A 20390-nucleotide genomic window follows, 5' to 3' on the forward strand; every position below is an offset into this window, starting at 1 on the left:
ACCCCAGGCGGCCTATCCAGAGACCACTCATCCGGGGATCGCCGATCCCTGGCTCAGGCGTCGGGTCGTCGGGATACTGGTCGGATGGACCGTGATGCCCTCGCCGGTTTCCTCAAGAACCGGCGCGACAGCCTGCAGCCGTCGGATGTGGGTGTGGTGACCGGGCCGCGGCGACGCACCGCGGGCCTGCGCCGCGAAGAGGTGGCGCAGCTGGCGGCGATGTCGACCGACTATTACACGCGTCTCGAACAACGACGCGGACCCCAACCCAGCACACAGATGCTGGCCGCACTCACCCGCGCGCTGCGCCTCACACCCGACGAACGGGACTACATGTACCGCGTCGCCGGACACAGTGCGCCGGACCGCATCGTCGGTTCGGACTACATCGCGCCGGGTCTCATGCGTGTTCTGGACCGGCTCACCGACACGCCTGCACTGATCATCTCCGCACTCGGCGAGACCTTGGTCCAGAACGACTCCGCCCGAGCATTGTTCGGCGACGTCAGCCATCTGACAGGCTTCGAGCGGAGCGCCATCTACCGCTGGTTCGCCCGACCGGACCAGGAGCGGTGGCGCTATCCGCCCGACGACCACGACCGGCAGAGCCGAGCCCAGGTGGCGTCACTGAGAGCCGCCTACGGAGCCATGGGTGCGGATTCTCGCGCCGGTGCCCTCGTCGGCGAGCTCTCGCGACTCAGCAGCGAGTTCGGACATCTGTGGCGGACCCAAGTGGTGAGCAGGCGGTTCGAGGACCACAAAACGCTGATCCACCCCGAGCTGGGGTCCATCGAAGTCGACTGCCAGGCATTGTTCACCGAAGACGCGAGTCAGGTGCTGCTGGTACTGACGGCCGCGCCGAGAACCGATGCCGCGGGCAAGATCGAGTTGTTGAATGTTCTTGGTACACAGCGGATGGAGTCCGCAGGCCGGTGACGTCCACGGCCGATCACCCGTCGAGGAGCCCGGGAGGTCCACGAGAGGAGCGATGATGAGTAAGCGGCCAATACCCTTCGCGGTCGACGAGCACGGGAGGTTCTTCCACGGCACGAAGGCCGGCCTGGAGGTCGGTCAGCTGCTGACCGCCGGCTTCGGGTCGAATTTCGAAGAGGGACGCACTTCGAACCACATCTACTTCACCGGGACGCTCGACGCTGCCACCTGGGGCGCAGAGCTCGCAGACGGCGAGGGGCGCGGACGGATCTACATCGTCGAACCGACCGGCGCCTTTCACGACGACCCCAACGTGACCGACAAGAAGTTACCGGGCAATCCGACGCGCTCGTTCCGGTCGACGGAGCCGGTCCGCGTCGTCGGCGAGATCGAGAACTGGGTGGGTCACGATCCCGAGCAGCTGAAGGCGATGCTCGACTCCCTGGCCGAACTTCGACGCAGCGGTGCGGCCGAGATCTACGACTGACCGTCGGGACGGGCGTTGATCCGCTTGCCGATGGCGGCGAGCTGGCGGATCTGCGTGCGCGTGAGCCGGTCGACGACGAGTTCGCGGACGTTGGCAAGGTACCCCGGTGCGGTCTCGACAACCTTCGCCCAACCCGATTCGGTGAGAACAGCATTGGTGAACCGGCCGTCGTCGGGGCACGCGTGTCGCTCGACCCATCCGCGCTTCTCGAGGCGGCCGACGACGTGGGACAGACGCGACAGCGACCCGTAGGACAGCTCCGCGAGTTCACTCATGCGCAGTGTGCGTTCGGGTGCCTCGGACAACGCGGACATCACCTCGTACTCGAAGTGGGTGAGCTGGGCGTCGCGAAGCAGCTGTGCATCGAGGGCGTGGGGGAGACGCGCGAGAGCGGTCGCCACCTGAATCCAGGCGTCCATCTCCTCGTCGTCGAGCCACCTCGGCTCCGGCTCAGTGGGCATTTGCGCAGTGTATCGGAGCCGCGGCGGCCAGACCTCGTTTGACGCGTCAACTATTGCCTCCTAGTCTCAAGTTGACGCATCAAGTCACATTCTTCGACATTAAGGCAATCCCGTCATGACAAATCCCATCGTTCGTAGCGTGGGCATCCTGCTCGGCCGTGTCGCTCTCGGCGTGATCTTCCTCGCCCACGGCCTCCAGAAGTTCCAGCAGAACGGCTGGTCGGGCCCCCAGACGGGCTTCGACATGATGGGTGTGCCGGTGGCATCGCTCTCGGCCTTCGTGGTCACCTGGCTCGAGATCCTCGGCGGCATCGCCCTGATCGTGGGACTGCTGACGCCGATCGTCGGGGCGCTGCTCGCCCTGACGATGGTCGGCGCACTGTTCATCACCCACATCGACAACGGCATCTGGGCGTCGGACGGCGGCTACGAGCTGGTGTTGTCGCTCGCGGCCGGCGCGCTTCTGCTCGCCGTCGCCGGCGCCGGACGCTTCAGCGTCGACGCACTTCTCGGGTCGAAGGTCAGCTGGCTGGCCGCCGACGACGCACGGTCCCGTGATCTGGCCGGCGCCACCAACTGAATCGGACCACCCTGCCACGGACCCGCATCCCTCCCGGGGTGCGGGTCCGTTGTATCTGCTCCGACCCCGGGCCGTGGCCTAGAGTCGCGGTGCGGGCGTCGACGTCGCCGGTGGCCCCGCTACGCCGAGAGATGAGGGACATGACCTGGTTGATGCTGATCGCCGCCATCGCCTCCGAAGTCGCCGCGACCCTGTCGCTGAAGGGCTCGGAGACCACGCCGGCCCTGTACATCGTCGTCGTGGTCGGCTACGCGATCGCATTCGCGTTGCTGGCCGCAGTCCTGAAGCGGGGCATGGGAATCGGCGTGGCATACGGGGTCTGGTCGGCGTCGGGCGTCGCCCTCACCGCGATTCTGGCGACGTGGATCTTCGGTGAGGCCTTCAGCCCCGTCATGGGTATGGGTATCGCATGCATCGTGATCGGCGTCATCCTGGTCGAAACCGGTTCGCAGTCGCACGCGGAGCAATCCCGGGTCGACGCGATCCACGGTGAGGCGTGAGCATGGCCTACGCGTTCATCGTTCTCGCCATCATCGCCGAGGTCACCGCGACCCTGGCACTCCGCGTCGCGACCGACGGACGGCCACGTGCCTATGCCGTCGTCGCGGTCGGATACGTCACCGCCTTCGTCTCCTTGACCGTCGGATTGCGGCACGGCGTACCGCTGGGCGTCGCATACGGGATCTGGGCGGCGGCAGGGGTCGCCGCCACGGCGGTCGCGGCACACTTTCTCTTCGGTGAACAGCTCAACCGCCGGATGGTCGCGGGGATCGGCGTCATCGTCGTCGGGGTACTGCTCGTCGAACTCGGCGCCATCCACTGACCACCCCGCACACCTCTCGCAGGGCCCCGCGCTGACGGCGGACACAGCCGGCATCGACATCGAGCGCACGGGCTCATTACCACACCGAACTCGCCATGTCGCGACAATCACCCGGAATCGCGGGAATGCGACTGTGTTTATCCTGAGGCGTGATCAGCTCACCAGGCCATTTCCCGACGTCAGGACGCATCCGCAATGCCGCGTTCGCGTCGAAGGTCATGTCGGCAGACGATGCGGCGAAAGTTATCCAACCCGCCGACACCGTCGCGATCAGCGGTTTCGCGAGCGCAGGTACCCCGAAAGCGGTCATTCCCGCCCTCGCGAACCGAATCCGCGACGCCCGGGCGTCCGGCGCCGACTTCACGATCAACCTCCTGACCGGCGCGTCGGTGTCCACGGAGACCGAGCGCCTGCTGGCCGAGGTCGACGGAATCGCCCTGCGCATGCCGTACCAGTCGGAGTCGACAGCACGTAAACGCATCAACGACGGGCGTATGGACTACGTCGACATCCATCTGTCCCACGTCGCCCAGCAGGTGTGGGAGGGCTACTACGGCAGGGTCGACGTCGCTGTCGTCGAGGTCGCCGGGGTGACCGAGGCGGGCGAGTTGATCCCGTCGGCGTCGGTCGGCAACAACAAGACCTGGCTCGACGTCGCCGGCAAGGTCATCCTCGAGGTCAACTCGTGGGTCCCCGAGGCCGTGGAGGGCATGCACGACATCTACTACGGCACGGCGTTGCCACCCCACCGCAAACCGATCCAGCTCACCCGCGTCGACGATCGAATCGGGCAGCCGACGTTCCGCGTCGATCCCGCCAAGGTGGTGGCGGTCGTGGAGACCCGGGGTCGCGACAGCGCCAGTCCACTGATGCCGCCCGACGCGGTGAGCGAGGCCATCGCGAGTCACGTCATCGAGTTCTTCGACCATGAGGTCAGGGCCGGCCGCCTGCCGGCCGACTCGCTGCTGCCGTTGCAGGCCGGGATCGGCAACGTCGCCAACGCGGTCCTCGGCGGGCTCGACCGCAGTTCGTACCGCAACCTGATGTGCTACTCCGAGGTCATCCAGGACAGCATGCTGCGCCTGATCAAGGACGGCACGGTGGAGCACGCCTCCACTACGGCGCTCGCACTGAGCGAGGAGGGGATCGAAGAGCTCACCGCCAACATCGACTTCTACCGCCACCACATCACTCTGCGCCCGCAGGAGATCAGCAATCATCCCGAGATCGTCCGCAGGCTCGGCGTCATCGCCATGAACGGGATGCTCGAGTCCGACATCTACGGCAACGTGAACTCGACCCACGTCATGGGTACCAAGATCATGAACGGCATCGGGGGGTCGGGCGACTTCGCCCGCAACGGCTATGTGTCGATGTTCCTCAGTCCGTCGACCGCCCGCGACGGCGCCATCTCCGCGATCGTCCCGATGACCCCGCACGTCGACCACACCGAACACGACACCCAGGTCATCGTCACCGAGCACGGACTGGCCGACCTCCGTGGGCTCTCGCCACGACGCCGGGCACCGCTCATCATCGACAAGTGCGCGCACCCGGACTTCCGTCCGCTGCTCCACGACTACTTCGCGCGGGCGGAGGCCCAGCCCGGCGCCGGCCAGACCCCGCACATCCTCGGCGAGGCCTTCGGTTTCCATCAGCGCTACCTGGAGACCGGCTCCATGCGCTGACGGCAACGACGACGCGGGTCCCCGCGGGACGACGACGCGGGTCCCCCGCGGGACGATGCGGCTTGCCCACGGCAGTCACCGGGGGTCGGTGTCCGCGCGATCGCTGTCCGTCGGCTCGGCGTGACCGTTGTCGCGCGGATTGTCGAAGAACACGTCGATTTCCTGAAAACCCTTGTTGCGCTGCGCGCGAACCTGAGCCGAATACGCCGCCTCGTCGCCCCTCGTGAGGCTGACGTTGTCGGTGAACGGGGTGAGCAGCGACCGCGGGTAGAGGTGGTCGACGCGAACGGCGTTGGCCTCCAGACACACCACGATCACGATGGCCGACACATAGAGGAACGCCAGCAGACCCAGCACGATCGCGAAGACTCCGTTGGTCGCGTCGGTGTTGCCGATGATGTGCTGGACGTACACCGCCCCGAAGGTCTGGATCACCTGCCAGCACACCGCCGCCGCCGCGGCGCCGGGCAACACATCACGGACCGAGACGTCACGGGCGGTGCCGATGCGGAACGCGATCGTGAACACCCCGGTGCTCAGGATCACCGATCCGATGACGGTGACCCAGCGGCCGAGGAGACCCAGTTCGAAGGCCGCCGAGACGCCGTTGACCACGGTCAGTCCGATGATCGCGAACCCGATCGTCGACAACAGCAGCAGGCCTCGCAGTCGCGCGAAGATCGGATCCGGACGTTCGTTGCGGGGCACCGCCCAGATCGTGTTCATCGCGTTCTGGGCGGCCACGGCGACTCCCAGCCCGCCGTAGAGCGAGACCACGACGCCGATGACGATCGCCGGAACACCGCCGCTGAGTTTTTCCGGCTCCTCGAGCTGACCGCCGATGACCGGGATCTGACTCATCGCCGAGTCCAGGATGCGCTGTTGCAGATCGGGATTGTCGGCCAGCACGATGCCGAGGATCGTGGCGAACAGCAGGAGCAGCGGGAACAGCGAGATGAACGCGTAGTAGGCGCACAGAGCGGCCAGGTAGGCGCCCTGATCGTCGACGAACTTGTAGATGACGGCCAGGGGAAAGCCGGTCGCCGGATGGCGTCGTTGGAAGTTGTCGACGCGTTCGGACAGCGACACCCACTCACCCTTTTCGTCGATGTCCGGTCGTACCGAACACCTCTCGTCATCGGTTTGTGCTGACTGTAGCCCCACCTGCACTCACATGGAGGCAGTCGCTGCGGCACGCCGACCGGCGAACGGGTCGGCCACCGGCACGCGCAGCGCGCGCAACGGTTTCCCGAGTCGCCAGTAGGCCAGGCCCGCCAGCCCCCGAGGGAAGAACCGCGAGGTCGTGGTGACCTGGACACCCTGATCGGCACCGTCGGTCTCGCACAGCCCGTACTCGACATAGGCACGCCCGAACCTGCCGTCGGCCACGCGGATCCGCACCAGATCGGGGTGTCGGGCTTCGACGACATCGCCACGATGACCGGCCGATCGATTGCATGCGTCCCACGTGTCGGCGGCGCGGCGCTCCTCCGCCGAGTGGTGGGTCACCTCCTCGAACATCTCCTCGCCAGCCCATTTCGGGTCGGTGGGGATGGGCTCCGCGGGAGACGTGTCGGCAGTCGCGTTGGACCATGACGCCGGTCCGTCGCCGCGAGCCGCACGGTTCAGTGTCTGCGCCACGGCCTGCGAGTACGGGGTCAGCCCGCCGGGCGGCCGGGGGATGATCGCGTCGACGACCCGGTCACGGCACACCGCGTCGCATTCCAGCGATTCGATGAGCGGCCGCACGATCTTTCCCCGAATCGGCGTGACGAACCTGACCCAGCGGCTGGCCACCGACGGGGTGAGGAACGGCAGGACGATCATCGTGCGCGGTCGCAGCCCCGCGACCTCGGCGTAGACCTGCATCATGTCGCCGTACTCGAGAACATCGGGACCGCCGATGTCCCAGGTCCGCGACTCCGGCACGAACGCAGTGGCCGCTTCGACGAGGTAGTGCAGTGCGTCGCCGACCGCGATGGGCTGGATTCTGTTGTGCACCCACCGGGGCGTGGTCATCGCCGGAAGGCGTTCGGTGAGATGGCGGATCAGTTCGAACGACGCCGAACCCGAACCGATCAGGGTGCCGGCCTGGAGCGCGATCGTCTCGACCGGCGAGTCGATGAGGATGTCGCCGACCTCGGCTCGGGAGGCCAGATGCTCGGAGAGCGAGGTGTTCTCCGGGTGCAGCCCACCGAGATAGACGATGCGCGACACCCCGCACTCCTGCGCAGCCGCCACCACGTTCTCGGCGGAACGACGTTCCTCGGCAGCGAAGTCGGCGTCGCCGCTCATCGAGTGCACCAGGTGGTAGACGACGTCGACCCCGTCGAAGGCGGCGATGAGCGAGTCCCGATCGGCGAGATCGCCGCGGACGACCTCGGCGTCACGGTCGGCGAGCCAAGGCGCGCCGCGCAGCTTCGACGGTGTCCGTGCCAGCGCACGGACGCGGTGGCCGCGAGCCAGCAGCCGAGGTGCCAGCCGACCGCCGACGTAACCGGTGGCCCCGGTGACCAGGCATGTACGCGACTCGTTCACGTCTCTCCTCTGTGGATCAGGTTCTCCCACAGGCTAGGACGTGATCATCCCGATCGGAGACGCTCGGCAACGCTCGGTGCCGGATCGTTTCTCAGGCCACGGATTCGTCACGATGGTCACGGTGAAGCCATCGCCGACTGATCGTCCGAATGGTCACGCTCCACGTCCAGCCTTGGCGTTCAACCACGTCAGCGCCTGCAGTTCGGTCACCAACCCGATCCCGTGGCCGAGGAACGTGCCGGGCAGAACCGTCGGCAGGTACATGGTCTCCACTGTCACGTCGGCACCGCCGGCTCGCCAGGACCGCACCATCCGGTCGGTTCCCCGGGCGTCGACGACGTCGTCACCGCGATTCTGTGTGACGAACACCGGCATGCTCGGCGCGACCCGGCCCAGCCGCTGATCGTTGACCGCGGTGGCCCATGGTTCCGAACGCAGGTGGGCGGCGATCGGCCGGCCGTCCTTGGTGTAGAAGCGGGTCGGCACAAACGGATTCATGCGCATCACGTCGAAGACGCAGTAGGTGTTGACCTGTCGCAGGATCTGTCTTCCCAGCGGATTGAACGGGGCGAGGAACGCGGCTCGATGCTGCGGATACGCGGCGATGAAACCGTTGACCACCCAGCCGACGCCGCCGCCGAGCAAGCTGCCGTCGCCCAGGCGGGCCAGGTCGGCGAGTTCGGGCGCGGGCGCTCCGGCGAATGCCGCGAAGATGGGCAGTTCAGGCGCATACGACGAGGCGAGCTCCGCCCCCGCGCCCGCGGCGAAACCGCCCTCGGAATAACCCCACAGAGCGACCGGTGCCTCGGCACTGACACCGAACCGCGGATTTCTCGCCACCCGGGCCATGTCCAGCATCGAGGTGCCCAGTGATCGCCGATTGAGGTAGGGGTGGTCACCGGGGGTGCCCAGGCCCTCGTAGTCGGTCATCGCGACGGCATACCCGCTGGCCAAGAGCCCACCGATGGCGAGCTCTTCGTATTGCTGCCCGTATCGCAACAACTTCGACGGCGCGCATTGGTCGCCGGCACCGATGGTTCCGGAGCCGATCACGACCAGCGGCCGCTCACCCCGTCCGGGCCACGGGGTGCGGGGGACCAGGACCGTGCCCGTCACCGCGGTGGGCCGGTCCCGGGCACCGGTGCTCGCATACATCACGGTGGTGGTCCGGGCGTCGATGTTGGCCCCGGTGAACGGAATGACCGCCGCGTACGAGGGCGCCGATCGGATGAGTGCGCCGGGCTTACTGTCGAATACGCTCGGCGGGGAGTAGAACCCGGCGAACGGATCGGCGGCGACAGGACCCGTTCCCAGTGCGCACGTCGCCGACGCTGCGACGACGAGGCCGGTGAGGACTCGCTTCCACCGTCCGGCGCGCGGAGACGTCCTCGACCGCGCGCCGCGATGGAGCATGAACGAACCCTGTCGACTGCCCCCGATGGCCATTCATCCATTTGTGGTCCGGGCGCCCCGTCTGTCAAGACCCGCGGCCGTGACAGTCCTGGTCGACGAGCGTTCAGCGCCTCAGCGCGCCGACCTCTTCCCGGCGATCGCGACCTTGCGGAGCACGACGGCAGTTGCCGCGGCGACGGCGACCCATGGCCCGCCGACCAGCAGGGGATCGATCCAGGCGTGGTTGCCGTCGACGCGTTTGCGCCCGACCCGCGACGACCAGCCGTGGTGGCTGAACTCCGAGGCGATCCCGGTCTCGGTGATCGGGTTGTCCGGTCGCGCCGTCGCGAAGGAGGCCACGTGGGCTTCGACCGACGCCACTCGATCCGCGCCGAGAAGGATCAGCCAGTGCGCAGCACGACCCTCACTGAACCGGTACGCCGACCGCCTGATCTTCCCGGACAGGCCACTCGGTGGCGTCGATGTGCCGAAAACCGGTGTGAGAAAGGCGTGTTCGTTCGATCTCTCGCGTGGCCAGAGTTCGGGCTGATCCTCGGGCACGTCCCAGTGCACACCCGGGGCGGGGGCGACGGGCAGTTCTTGCGGGACCGCGGGCCGTCGGGCCGGATCGGCGTCGACGCCCCAGCCCGGAATCCGGTCGACGAGCGCGGAGGTGTCGGGGTCGTTCGGGCGGTCTGCGGGATAGGCAGGCATGTCGTGTCCTCCTCAGCCGGCGTCGGCGACGATGATCGGTTTGATGCAGTTGTCGAGTTTGGCGGAGAAGATGTGGTAGCCCTCCGCGATATGCTCCAACGGAATACGGTGGGTGACAATGTCGTTCGGCTTGAAATAGCCGTTGCGGATGTGCTCGAACAACCGCGGCCATTGTCGCTTCACCGGACATTGGTTCATGTTGAGGGTCAGCCCCTTGTTCATGGCGTCGCCGAACTTCACCGCGCTGAACATCGGACCATAGGCGCCCATGACAGAGACCGTCCCGCCCTTGCGGACGGCGTCGATGGCCCAGTTGAGCGCGATGGGCGATCCTCCCTGCAATTTGAACTTCGCCGAACTCACGTGTTGCACGAAGTTGCCGTCGGCCTCGGCACCCACCGCGTCGATCACCCGGTCGGCGCCGATGTTGTCGGTGATGTTCTTCAGATGCACGATGATGTCGTCGTACTCGGCGAAGTTGTACGTCTCCGCATGGGCGAACTGTTCGGCCTTGTCCAGCCGGTACTGCAGGTGATCGATCACGATGACCCGTCCGGCGCCCATGAACCACGCCGATCGCGCCGCGTACAGGCCGATGGGGCCCGCGCCGAAGACGATCACGGTTTCGCCCTGCCGGATGTCGGCGAGTTGCGCCCCGAAGTAGCCGGTCGACAGGGCATCGGTGAGCAGCAGCGCGTCCTCGGGATCCATCCAGTCGGGTATGACGCTGGGTCCCACGTCGGCGAAGGGCACTCGCACGAACTCGGCCTGCCCGCCGTCGTAGCCGCCGCAGGTGTGTGAGTATCCATAGATGCCGCCCACCGCGGTCGCATTCGGATTCACGTTGTGGCAGTTCGAGTACAGGCCGCGAGCACAGAAGTAGCACGTGCCGCAATAGATGTTGAACGGCACCATCACCCGATCGCCGACGCTGAGGTTCTGCACGGAACCTCCCACCGACTCGACCACGCCGATGAACTCGTGTCCGAAGGTCATCCCGGGCCGGGTGTCGGGCATCATCCCGTGGTATAGATGCAGATCGGATCCGCAGATGGCCGCGTGGGTCACCCGGACTATGGCGTCGTTGGGATGTTCGATGCGGGGCACCGGCTTCTGCTCCACCCGGACCTTGTACGGCCCGCGATAAACCATCGCGCGCATGGTGTCAGAACTCATGCCGTCCTCTCGTCTCTGTTCGGTGATCTGTTGCCGTGGACTCAGGCAACCGGGGCGTCCAACCGCCGGAGCCCGTCATCGGCGTCGGTGCTGTGCCCGGCCGAGTACCCCGATACCTCACACCTCAACCTGTGGGTTTGAGCGCTTTGTGGCGGTTTTCTGTGATCGCTCGAGGGCGTTAGTTTCCGATCACGAGGATGCTGGCGGCGGATTCTATGACGTCGTCGGTGATTGTCTCGAGTTGGTTGATCTTGAGCACTCGGGCGATCTGAGGGAAGAGGCGTTCGAGGAGTCGGAAGTTGCCCCGGGTGATGCGTTCGATCGCGGCGATAGCTTGAGCGTCGGTGAAGTCGTCAGGGTCGAGGGTGCGGCCGAGGCGTTTCCAGTGGCGGTCGAGGACGAAGAGCAGTTCTTCTCGGCCGAGTGCCCGGTAGCGGTGTGAGAATCCGAGGCGAGAGTAGAGCTGCGGGTAGTGGCGGAAACGCTGATCGATGCCAGGCATGCCGATGAGGATGATCGCCAGTATTTCAGCCGCCGCCTGGTGTCTCATAAACGTTAGCTTTTGAAACGCCAAAGAGGCCGTCGTTCCTGATCGCGAGACGAGATGGTGGTGGGCCGTTCCGTGCGTTCGCTTTTTTCTCTCTCAACGGGAGCGCAGCAGTGTTTCCAACCTGGAATCCGCGTGCAGTCGCTCGAGGCGCACGCGGCTGGCTGAGGCAACGACGGTCTCTACTTCGTCGATTCCGGTGGCTGCGCACCAACTTTGGTCTTCGGGCCACCAGTAGTTGGGGGTACGCATTCGTGTGGCCGGCTCGCTAGTCGCCCGCGCTTGCACGACCTGATAAGAAAGTCCGCCTCTATCTGGCCCGTCTGATACTCGGGCGCACCCCCGGATCGGTTCGTCGAGGAACTCTCCCCAGCCCTCCCAAAATAGACCATATCGTGCATCGCGGAGGTGTTCGTAGACCGACTCGATTAGCTCAGGTGGTAGCGAGCCCATCTCAGGTCCGTCGTCGAAAACGCCTTCAACCACCGGGTCCGGGCTTACGACGCCGGTGACGTCGGTGAAGTCGACCTGTGGGGACATGGTTGCGCCGGTAGCGGCGGCGATCTGGGTCCACGTGACCGGGTGCTGCCTTCCGGATTCGTCGTACACGTAGCCGGGATGCAGAATCCTCACTATGTGCGGATAGCGGTCGGCTAGCCATCCGCCTGCCCCGTCGGGATAGGGGTAGGGGGCAAGCCACTGTGCTGGCTCGGCTGACGGGTGGCCGAGCCACCCAAATTGTGGAGACATCCCCCCCACGCTAGTGCGGGCGCATCGGCTAATGGCATCGGCCGATGCGCCACGAAGCAATCAAGAAAACCCGCCAACAAACACTGTGATCCACACCTCAACCCGTCGGCCCGGACTCCGGACGTACCGGCGTCGCCGCCGGGGTGTAGAAAAGGACCGGGTCGACGAGCTCCCGAAAGGAACGACCGATGTCTGTGGTTTCGTACGTGATCGCCGGTTCCGAGGCGACGGGAGGTGCGGGTATCCAGGCTGACCTGCGTACCTTCGCGCAGCTCGGGACCTACGGCGTGGGGACGATCACCTGCATCGTCTCCTTCGACCCCGAGGCGAACTGGGGCCATCGGTTCGTGCCCGTCGACGCCGCCGTCATCGCCGATCAGATCGAGGCCGCCACCGTTGCGCACGAGCCCGATGTCGTCAAGGTCGGCATGCTCGGGACCCCTGCGACGATCTCGACGGTGGCCGAAGCCCTCGCGGCCCGCCCGTGGCGGCACGTCGTCGTCGATCCGGTTCTGATCTGCAAGGGGCAGGAAGCAGGCGCGGCGTTGGACACCGACAACGCGCTGCGCTCCGAGATCCTGCCGCTGGCCACGGTCGTGACACCCAATCTGTTCGAGGCCGCGACGCTGGCCGGTATGGATGAACTCACCAGCGTCGACGATCTGGCAGCGGCGGCTCGCCGGATCGCCGACCTCGGCCCACGTCATGTGGTCGTCAAAGGGGGCGTCGGGTTGCCCGGCGACGAGGCCATCGACGTCGTGTTCGACGGCAAGGAGATCACCGTGCTCCGCGAACCCAAGGTGGGCAACGAGCGTGTGTCGGGTGCCGGATGCGTGTTCGCCGCCGCCACGACCGCCGAGCTGACCAAGGGTGCCGATGTCCTCGACGCCGTGCGGACGGCAAAGAAGTTCACCCACGACGGCATCGTCCGACGGCTGGCATCGCATGCACCGTTCGATGCCGTGTGGCCCGGACAGCGATAACCCAACTCCGCGAGCCCTCAGTTGTCAGCGCGAACCGGGACCCGGCACCGATGACCTGACGGTCCTCAGCCCTCACCGCGTGACTCGCGCAGCTCGCGGCCGCGTTCGATGAACTCCCGGTCGGTCTTCTCGTTCTTCTCCGAAGCCGTGGTGTCGCGAGGCGGCAGCTGCAGACGTTCTTCGGCAGGAAGTCCCGCTTGGAGTTCACGTCCACGTTCGAGCTCCGCGTCGAACTCGGCACCGAAGAGCAGGGCCAGGTTCGTCAGCCACAACCACAGCAGGAAGACGATCACACCAGCCAGCGCCCCGTAGGTCTTGTTATAGCTCCCGAAGTTCGAGACGTAGAGCGCGAAGAGCGCCGAGGCGAGAATCCACGTGATGATCGCCAGCACCGCACCGGCACTGATCCACCGGAACTTCGGCTGTTTCACATTGGGCGTCGCCCAGTACAACAACGCGACGATCACGATGACGAAGACCAGCACCACCGGCCATCGGACGATGTTCCACACCGTCAACGCCGTGCTGCCCAGTCCGATGGCATCGCCGATCGACTGTGCGATCGGACCGCTGACCGCGAGCATCAGCGCCACCACGGCTGCGAGGAGCAGCGCGACCAGGGTCACCAGCAGCATGATCGGACGCAGTTTCCAGATCGGTCGGCCCTCGTCGACCTCGTACATGCGGTTCATCGCCCGGCCGAATGCGCCGACATAGCCCGAAGCAGACCACAGCGCGCCGGCCAGGCCCAGAACCAGCGCGAGTCCGGCGCTGGGAGCGGAGACGAGCTGTTGGATCGGGTCGCGGAGGGTGTCCACCGCCGACGACGGACCGAGGTCCTCGACCATGGTCATCACCGCGTCCACGGTCTTCTCGCCCTGCCCGAACACACCGAGTAACGACACAAGCGCCAGCAGCGCCGGGAACAGCGACAACACCGAGTAATAGGTGAGCGCCGCAGCCAGATCGGTGCACTGATCGCGGGAGAACTCGCGCGCCGTCTTGCGCAGGACGAACCACACCGACGGTTTCGTCAGATCTGTCGGCGATTCCGGTTTGCGGGGATCGTCGGGATCAGCGGCCGCGGGATCATCCTGCGGGTCCAGTTCTCGCCGTTGCTTCATTGCCCACGAATAGCCGCTCCGGGTTCGCTCCAAACACCCCGCGCCGCGCGGACATCCACGACGACCGGATCCCACCGATTCTCTGTGGGGCTTAACCTGTTCCGTTGGGCTGAATTCGTGTGGTCCCTGACACAGGTCGTTCATAGTCTTTCCTCATCCGAGGAAGGGAACGGCAATGCAGTCGCTCGTCTGTCACACCTGTGAGGCCCGCGTGTCCGTCGCGAAGTACAGCCCCGCTCACACGAGCATCCAATGGACCGGCGAGGCCAAGCAGACCTGCCGGGAGATGGTCGCCGCTGCCGCCGTCGCCAACGGCGGGTATGTGCTGCGATGCGAGGCTCTCGACCGCAGTGTGGACGAGGCCGCGGCACGGGGCGACATCCCGATGTCCACCCGCGCCGAGCCCACCGTCCGGCCCCTCGCCGCCGAGGACCTCGTCACGCACCCGCAGTGACCATCGAGTCCTGACCACCGGACCGGCCCATCACCGCGGCCGCGCCGTTCGAAGAACAGCCCGCAGTTCCAGCCCGTTACACCCAGCCCCCTCACACCCAGATGGAGAGACAATGACCGTCGAACAAGAGCGGATCGAGATCCGCAGCATCGAAACCGGCACCAACCCAACCCGTTTCGCGCGCGGATGGCACTGCATCGGGCTCGCCAAGAACTTCCGCGACGGAAAGCCGCACCAGGTGCAGGTCTTCGGCACCGATCTGGTCGTCTTCGCCGATTCCACCGGCAAGCTCAACGTCCTCGACGCGTTCTGCCGGCACATGGGCGGCAATCTCGCCCGCGGGGAGATCAAGGGCGACGCGATCGCCTGCCCGTTCCACGACTGGCGCTGGAACGGCAAGGGCCGCTGCGAATCCGTGCCGTATGCGCATCGCACCCCGAAGGTCGCGCGAACCAAGGCCTGGACCACCATGGAACGCAACGGGGTCTTGCTGGTGTGGCACTGCCCGCAGGGAACCGAACCGACCCCCGAACTCGCGATCCCGGAGATCGAGGGTTACGAGGACGGCCAGTGGAGCGACTGGACCTGGACGACGATCCACGTCGAAGGGTCGCACTGCCGCGAGATCGTCGACAACGTCGTCGACATGGCCCACTTCTTCTACGTGCATTACCAGATGCCCGAGTTCTTCAAGAACGTCTTCGACGGACACATCGCCGGCCAGCACATGCGCTCCTACGGGCGTGACGACATCAAGACCGGTGTGCAGATGGACCTTCCCGATGCCCAGACCATCTCGGACGCGTTCTACTACGGACCCTCATTCATGCTCGACACGATCTACACCGTCGCCGACGGCACCACCATCGAGTCGAAGCTGATCAACTGCCACTACCCGGTCACCAACAACTCGTTCGTCCTGCAGTTCGGCACGATCGTCAAGAAGATCGAAGGCATGTCCGACGAGCAGGCCGCAGAGATGGCGACGATGTTCACCGACGGACTGGAAGAGCAGTTCGCGCAGGACATCGAGATCTGGAAGCACAAGTCTCGCATCGAGAATCCGCTCCTCACCGAGGAGGACGGTCCCGTCTACCAGCTGCGTCGCTGGTACAGCCAGTTCTACGTCGACGTCGAGGATGTCACGCCGGACATGACACAGCGTTTCGAGTTCGAGGTCGACACCAGCCGGGCACTCCAGAACTGGCACAAGGAAGTCGAGGAGAACCTCGCCGCTCCCAAGGAGTGACGCTCTTCCCTCGGCCCGGCCTGAACAAGGGCGGGCCGAGGGGTTCATCCCGGCGGACGCATTCTTGGGCGCCCGATCACGAAGCGGGAGTACGCATACCGTCGACGAAGACGGTGACCATGGTCCTGGCGAGATCGGCCAGCGTGTTGTCCGGGGTCGGGGTGAACCATCGCGACGCGTGCCACACCGCGTCATACAGAAGTTCTTGAAACACCTTGGGGTCGATGTCGGTACGGAGAATTCCGGCAGCGACCCCGTCGTTGATGGCCTCGCGCCAGGCGATTTCCATCATGTCCGCGGTGGCCGCCATGTCGGCCTCGACCACCCGCTCACGCATGTACTCACCTTCGCGACGCCAGATCGAGGTGGCGCCGTGGTACTGCTCGCTGGTCGTCAGCGCGATCTCGGCCAGGGCCTCGAGGCGTGCGATTGGCTCGAGCCCGCGAGCCAACACCGACTCGCACCGAGCCGACAGGTCGACGATGTATTCGCGGATGATCTCGGTGACGATTGCTTCCTTGGAAGGGAAGTAGTGATAGAGCGCGCCGGAGTGCACGCCCACCGCGTCGGCGATCTCCCGGATGGTGGTCGCGGAAACTCCCTTACGGGCGAAGATCTCGGCCGATCGGTCGACTATCAGCTGCTTGCGTTCCTGCGGATTCAACGGTTCCACCCCTGCCGGCTCCGGGCGCCATCTGCGCCTCGGTGGTGATTCTGCCACATTCATTGATCAAGCGATCAATAAAGGCAGCCTCATGGCGTGGCGGCGAACCCCGTGTAAGCCCGAACCCGATTCCCTTCAGGAGTATGCATGACCATCTACCCACCCGTGTCCAATTCCCCAGCGTCGAATTCCCCAGCGTCGAATTCCCCAGCGTCGAATTCCCCAGCGTCGAATTCCCCAGCGTCGAATTCCGCAGCGTCGCGCCCGGACAAACACTCCACCTCATCTATCTCACCGAACGCCCTGCACGGTCGCACGGCGATTGTGACCGGCGCAGGACAGGGGATCGGCAGGGGTATCTCCCTCGCGCTGTCGAGCGCCGGGGCACGGGTGGCGGTGGTCGGTCGTACGTCGGCCACCATCAACGCGGTGGCCGACGAGATCAACTCTCGCGGAGGGGACTCGGTCGCGTTCGTCTGCGATGTCACCGACGGGGGCGCCGTTGACGCTCTCGTGTCGGCGACCCTCGACGAGTTCGGCTCCATCGACGTGCTGGTCAACAATGCTCAGACCCCGGCGCCGGGAACACTTCTGGAGATCGACGAGTCCACCTACCGTGACGCGCTCGAGTCAGGCCCGACCGCGACCTGGCGTCTGATGCGCGCCTGCCACCCGCATCTCAAGAACGGCGGCACGATCGTCAATCTCGGCTCGGCGGCCGGCATTCGGTGGAACCCTTCCGGAACCGGAGCCTATGCGGCGGCCAAGGAAGCCGTGCGGGTACTGACGCGGACCGCCGCCTGCGAATGGGCCGCGGACGGCATCCGGGTCAATGCGATTCTGCCGCTGGCGATGTCGCAGACCATGGAGCAGTGGGCGCAGTTCGATCCGGCGGCGGCCGCCGAGTACCTCCAGACCGTTCCGCTCGGGCGACTCGGGGATCCCGAGGCCGACATCGGCCCTGCGGCGGTGTTCCTGTGCAGCGATGCGGCACGCTACATCACCGGCCACACACTGGCCGTCGACGGTGGCCAGGCACTGGTGCGCTGACCACCGTCGAGGGTTGCGCCTAGCCCGCCCGCTGCACACAACCGGTATGGTCCAGTGCCTGCCACACCGCATGTGCCGCAGCCCGGACGGGTGTCGCCAGCGTCAGGGCGTCAACCGCTTCGACGGGCCCGGACACCGACAGCGCACCCAAGCACGCCCGCGCCGTTCCGATCGGAGCGGCGACGCAGGCGACGCCCCGCACGGACTCCTCGCGCTCATAGGCCATATGTCGTTGGCGCACAACAGCCAGCTCGTGGCGGAGCCGGGACTCGGCCCGCGCGGACGGAAGGTGCGACACCGCGGAACGCCGGCGAACCGGGTCGTTGTCGGAGTGGGCGATGATCGCCTTGCCCAACGCGGTACGCAGTGCGGGTTGCCGACCACCGATACGCGTCGGGAGGTCAATCGGCCCGTGCCCCACCTTGTCCAGGTAGCGGACATCGCCGTCGTCGAGCACGCCGAGATGGACGACCAGCCCGGTGGTGAGGTGCAACTCGTGCAGGATCGGATGAGCTGCCGCCTGCAGGCTGTCGCGCTGTCGCGCGAGCGCACCCCACTCGAAAAGCGAACGGCTCAGTGCGTACGACTGTCCACGCCGGCTGACCCAGCCGAACTCGACGAGCTGCGAGAGCAGCCGGTGCGCCGACGACCGGGGGAGTCCGGAACGGCTCGACAACTGCGACAGGGTGAGTTCGTCGTGGTCACGGAACTCGTCGAGCAGACTCGCGACACGGTCAATCACGGCGGGGGAGAAATCGTCGCTGTTTCGCACATGAACCTCCATCGGTGAGCAGGCGGGCTGGGCCGTGCGCTCGATGCGTTGCAAGGGGTGATCGGGCTGATTGATCAAGCGATCAATCAATTGACCACACGATAGCAGGACTGTGACCTACGTCAAAGCACGTCGATGATGTGCGTCGTTGCGTATCCGCCGCGGACACCTAGGAGGTCGTTCTAGCCGGATAGCTGCGCGCGCACTCGCTCAGCGGCATGAAGGAGCCGGCGACCGGCATCGACAGGCATGCGGTCGGACGGGGACACGAGTGACAACACAGCCGGCCCGCCGGGGGCGACGTCGAAGGTGACCGCGACGCAACCGATGGGCCGGTCGGGGTCACCGCCGACGAGACTCTCGTGAAGTGTCGGGTCGCCGCCGGCCTGATGCGCGGACAGTGCGGTGCCCTCCGGCGTCTCGGACCGGGCGCGCCGCTGGCCGACCCGGGTGTCCAGCGCCGAGGCGGCCCATCGTCCGCCGACCTTGTCCAGGTAGAGGACGTCGTCGCCGTCGGCGACCGCGAGATGCACGGCCGCACCGGTCTGTCGATGGAGGCGATACATCGCCTCCTGCGCAGCCCGGTGGAGACGATCGTGGGTCTGGGCCAGGGAGCCGAGCTCGACCATCTTGGTGCCCAGGTGATAGGTCGTGCCCTCGCGCCGAATCCATCCGACGGTGACCAGCTGGGTGAGCATGCGGTGCGTCGTCGACCGGGGGAAACCCGTGCGCTCGGCGAGCTCGGTGAGCGTCAGCGCGTCGGTGTGGCGAAACGGCTCGAGCAGCAGGAGCGCTCGGCCGAAGACTGAGAGGGATCGTTGATCTGCGGTGGTCATCCGTTGGCTCCAGACGGTCCGATCGGGCGCGGCCGCGGTGGGCCGACGCTCGAACCTGCGATTGACTGATTGATCAATCAGTTAATCGAATGTTACTGGAGCGAGTCCACGACCGGAAGAGGCTCACCGTTGCCGGCGGCAGATACGCCACGCAACGAAGCACCGCGACGAATACGTCGCGGTGCTTCGTGGTGCCCTCTGCCGGTCCGGGGACCGGTGATCGCGGAACTATCCGACGGGGATGAACGCCTTCAGGGGTTCCGATCCCGACTGGTCATGACCCCAGTAGGCGTCCGCAGTGATCTCCTCCGAGGTGTAGTGCCGCTCGTCGACCAGCATGCCCTCGGTGCCGAACTCCAGGTCCCATCCACCGGGAGCACGAACATAGAACGAGATCATCTTGTCGTTGGTGTGACGGCCCAGTGTCGAGGAGATGGAGAACTTCTGCTTGTTGACGCGGTCGAGCGCCTGCCCGACGGCATCGAGGGTGTCGACCTCGGTCATCAGATGCACCAGACCGGGCTCCTCGCTGGGCGGGGCGGGGCACAGCGCCAGGCTGTGATGCCGCTCGTTGATGCCGAGGAAGCGAACACGCGCGAGCCCCTCCTCGTCGAGCCGGATCGAACCGCGGGGCAGGAAGCCCAGGACCTGTGTGTAGAACTCATACGATTCGGCGAACTGCGCACTCGGCAGGACGACGTGCCCAAGGCCGAGTCCACCGGTGACCCAGCGGCCGCCGAACGGGGTGACGACGGGGCTGTGGTCGAGCACCGGACCGTAGAACACCTCGAGGCGGGTACCGGCCGGGTCGTCGAAAGCGATGGCGCCTTCGGCGTCGAGGTAGCCGGCCTCCTTACGCGACAGTTCCGTGACCGCGCGTCCGGATTTCTCGACGGCATCCTTGACGCGCGCGAGTGCGAACTCGTCGCGCACCTCCCAGCCGACGGCCAGCGCCTTGTCCGAATCACCCGGGAGAACCGCGATGCGGGAACGGCGTTCATCGATCCGGGCGTAGAGCGCATCGGGCTCGGGCCCGCTGCCCTCCGCCATTCCGAGGCCGTCGATCAGCAGTTCGCGCCAGCGCGCGACATCCTGGGTCTGGACTCGCAGGTAGCCGAGTCCTCGAAGTTCAGTCATGTCAGAGAATCCTTGGGGTGATCAGTGGAGTG

At 66.1% G+C, this 20390-nt stretch carries 23 protein-coding genes; 10 read left to right on the plus strand and 13 right to left on the minus strand.

Annotated features, from left to right (window positions below; genetic code table 11):
• Window positions 1-84: 84 nt before the first annotated feature.
• The gene (locus H1R19_RS12565; RefSeq protein WP_188330287.1) at window positions 85-936 is read left to right on the plus strand and encodes a helix-turn-helix transcriptional regulator; all 852 of its coding nucleotides are present in this window, start codon (window positions 85-87) and stop codon (window positions 934-936) included.
• Window positions 937-991: 55 nt separating this feature from the next.
• Window positions 992-1420, plus strand: a complete 429-nt coding sequence (arr, locus tag H1R19_RS12570) for an NAD(+)--rifampin ADP-ribosyltransferase (RefSeq protein WP_219849184.1) — start codon at window positions 992-994, stop codon at window positions 1418-1420.
• Here the strand turns inward: arr and H1R19_RS12575 are convergent.
• Window positions 1411-1881, minus strand: a complete 471-nt coding sequence (locus H1R19_RS12575) for a MarR family winged helix-turn-helix transcriptional regulator (RefSeq protein WP_219849185.1) — start codon at window positions 1879-1881, stop codon at window positions 1411-1413. The two genes, arr and H1R19_RS12575, sit on opposite strands and share 10 nt — an antisense overlap.
• A gap of 115 nt (window positions 1882-1996) precedes the next feature.
• On the opposite strand from H1R19_RS12575, the gene H1R19_RS12580 reads away from it, so the two are divergent.
• The 4 genes from H1R19_RS12580 to H1R19_RS12595 all read left to right on the plus strand — a co-directional run bounded on the left by H1R19_RS12580 (window position 1997) and on the right by H1R19_RS12595 (window position 4972).
• On the plus strand, window positions 1997-2461 hold the full coding sequence (locus tag H1R19_RS12580; RefSeq protein ID WP_219849186.1) for a DoxX family protein: 465 nt from the start codon (window positions 1997-1999) through the stop codon (window positions 2459-2461).
• Between the two features lie 140 nt (window positions 2462-2601).
• On the plus strand, window positions 2602-2961 hold the full coding sequence (locus H1R19_RS12585) for a DMT family transporter (RefSeq protein WP_188330289.1): 360 nt from the start codon (window positions 2602-2604) through the stop codon (window positions 2959-2961).
• Window positions 2962-2963: 2 nt separating this feature from the next.
• A complete protein-coding gene (locus H1R19_RS12590) occupies window positions 2964-3284 on the plus strand; it encodes a DMT family transporter (protein ID WP_219851639.1) in 321 nt (106 codons plus the stop codon).
• 149 nt (window positions 3285-3433) lie between these two features.
• Complete coding sequence (locus H1R19_RS12595; RefSeq protein WP_257865641.1) at window positions 3434-4972, plus strand: succinyl-CoA:acetate CoA-transferase ScpC; 1539 nt, start codon at window positions 3434-3436, stop codon at window positions 4970-4972.
• A gap of 75 nt (window positions 4973-5047) precedes the next feature.
• Here H1R19_RS12595 and H1R19_RS12600 read toward each other — a convergent pair whose 3' ends face one another.
• From H1R19_RS12600 to H1R19_RS12630, 7 genes are all read right to left on the minus strand, one after another.
• Window positions 5048-6061 (minus strand): YihY/virulence factor BrkB family protein, encoded by a 1014-nt coding sequence (locus H1R19_RS12600; RefSeq protein ID WP_219849187.1) that lies wholly within the window; start codon window positions 6059-6061, stop codon window positions 5048-5050.
• Between the two features lie 81 nt (window positions 6062-6142).
• Complete coding sequence (locus H1R19_RS12605) at window positions 6143-7510, minus strand: NAD(P)H-binding protein (RefSeq protein ID WP_219849188.1); 1368 nt, start codon at window positions 7508-7510, stop codon at window positions 6143-6145.
• Between the two features lie 153 nt (window positions 7511-7663).
• Window positions 7664-8956 (minus strand): lipase family protein, encoded by a 1293-nt coding sequence (locus H1R19_RS12610; RefSeq protein ID WP_244970689.1) that lies wholly within the window; start codon window positions 8954-8956, stop codon window positions 7664-7666.
• Between the two features lie 78 nt (window positions 8957-9034).
• The gene (locus H1R19_RS12615) at window positions 9035-9616 is read right to left on the minus strand and encodes a hypothetical protein (RefSeq protein WP_219849189.1); all 582 of its coding nucleotides are present in this window, start codon (window positions 9614-9616) and stop codon (window positions 9035-9037) included.
• Between the two features lie 12 nt (window positions 9617-9628).
• On the minus strand, window positions 9629-10777 hold the full coding sequence (locus tag H1R19_RS12620; protein WP_219851642.1) for a zinc-dependent alcohol dehydrogenase: 1149 nt from the start codon (window positions 10775-10777) through the stop codon (window positions 9629-9631).
• Between the two features lie 193 nt (window positions 10778-10970).
• On the minus strand, window positions 10971-11294 hold the full coding sequence (locus H1R19_RS12625; RefSeq protein WP_219849190.1) for a TniB family NTP-binding protein: 324 nt from the start codon (window positions 11292-11294) through the stop codon (window positions 10971-10973).
• Window positions 11295-11435: 141 nt separating this feature from the next.
• Window positions 11436-12089: a hypothetical protein gene (locus H1R19_RS12630; RefSeq protein ID WP_219849191.1), complete on the minus strand. Its 654-nt coding sequence runs from the start codon at window positions 12087-12089 to the stop codon at window positions 11436-11438.
• Window positions 12090-12277: 188 nt separating this feature from the next.
• Here H1R19_RS12630 and H1R19_RS12635 point away from each other — a divergent pair, with 188 nt between their 5' ends.
• Complete coding sequence (locus tag H1R19_RS12635) at window positions 12278-13072, plus strand: hydroxymethylpyrimidine/phosphomethylpyrimidine kinase (RefSeq protein WP_219849192.1); 795 nt, start codon at window positions 12278-12280, stop codon at window positions 13070-13072.
• A gap of 65 nt (window positions 13073-13137) precedes the next feature.
• On the opposite strand, the gene H1R19_RS12640 is transcribed toward H1R19_RS12635, so the two are convergent.
• Window positions 13138-14196, minus strand: a complete 1059-nt coding sequence (locus tag H1R19_RS12640; RefSeq protein ID WP_219849193.1) for a YihY/virulence factor BrkB family protein — start codon at window positions 14194-14196, stop codon at window positions 13138-13140.
• A gap of 175 nt (window positions 14197-14371) precedes the next feature.
• Between H1R19_RS12640 and H1R19_RS12645 the strand changes: the two genes are divergently transcribed.
• Together H1R19_RS12645 and H1R19_RS12650 are read left to right on the plus strand one after the other, a co-directional pair.
• Window positions 14372-14650: a hypothetical protein gene (locus H1R19_RS12645; protein WP_188330297.1), complete on the plus strand. Its 279-nt coding sequence runs from the start codon at window positions 14372-14374 to the stop codon at window positions 14648-14650.
• 112 nt (window positions 14651-14762) lie between these two features.
• Complete coding sequence (locus H1R19_RS12650) at window positions 14763-15899, plus strand: 3-ketosteroid-9-alpha-monooxygenase, oxygenase component (protein ID WP_188330298.1); 1137 nt, start codon at window positions 14763-14765, stop codon at window positions 15897-15899.
• 76 nt (window positions 15900-15975) lie between these two features.
• Here the strand turns inward: H1R19_RS12650 and H1R19_RS12655 are convergent, their stop codons facing one another.
• Window positions 15976-16563, minus strand: coding sequence for a TetR/AcrR family transcriptional regulator (locus H1R19_RS12655; protein ID WP_188330494.1), 588 nt, complete (start codon window positions 16561-16563; stop codon window positions 15976-15978).
• Window positions 16564-16887: 324 nt separating this feature from the next.
• On the opposite strand from H1R19_RS12655, the gene H1R19_RS12660 reads away from it, so the two are divergent.
• Window positions 16888-17613, plus strand: a complete 726-nt coding sequence (locus H1R19_RS12660; RefSeq protein ID WP_244970690.1) for an SDR family NAD(P)-dependent oxidoreductase — start codon at window positions 16888-16890, stop codon at window positions 17611-17613.
• Window positions 17614-17632: 19 nt separating this feature from the next.
• Here the strand turns inward: H1R19_RS12660 and H1R19_RS12665 are convergent, their stop codons facing one another.
• The 3 genes from H1R19_RS12665 to bphC all read right to left on the minus strand — a co-directional run bounded on the left by H1R19_RS12665 (window position 17633) and on the right by bphC (window position 20358).
• Complete coding sequence (locus H1R19_RS12665) at window positions 17633-18385, minus strand: IclR family transcriptional regulator (protein WP_219849195.1); 753 nt, start codon at window positions 18383-18385, stop codon at window positions 17633-17635.
• Window positions 18386-18567: 182 nt separating this feature from the next.
• Window positions 18568-19221 carry an IclR family transcriptional regulator gene (locus H1R19_RS12670; protein WP_219849196.1) on the minus strand — a complete coding sequence of 218 codons (654 nt, stop codon included), beginning with the start codon at window positions 19219-19221 and terminating at the stop codon, window positions 18568-18570.
• Window positions 19222-19449: 228 nt separating this feature from the next.
• Entirely contained in the window at window positions 19450-20358 is a 909-nt protein-coding gene (gene bphC / locus H1R19_RS12675; protein ID WP_188330302.1) for a biphenyl-2,3-diol 1,2-dioxygenase, read from the minus strand.
• Window positions 20359-20390 lie beyond the last annotated feature (32 nt).

It is taken from the genome of Gordonia jinghuaiqii (genome assembly GCF_014041935.1).
GTDB lineage: Bacteria > Actinomycetota > Actinomycetes > Mycobacteriales > Mycobacteriaceae > Gordonia > Gordonia jinghuaiqii.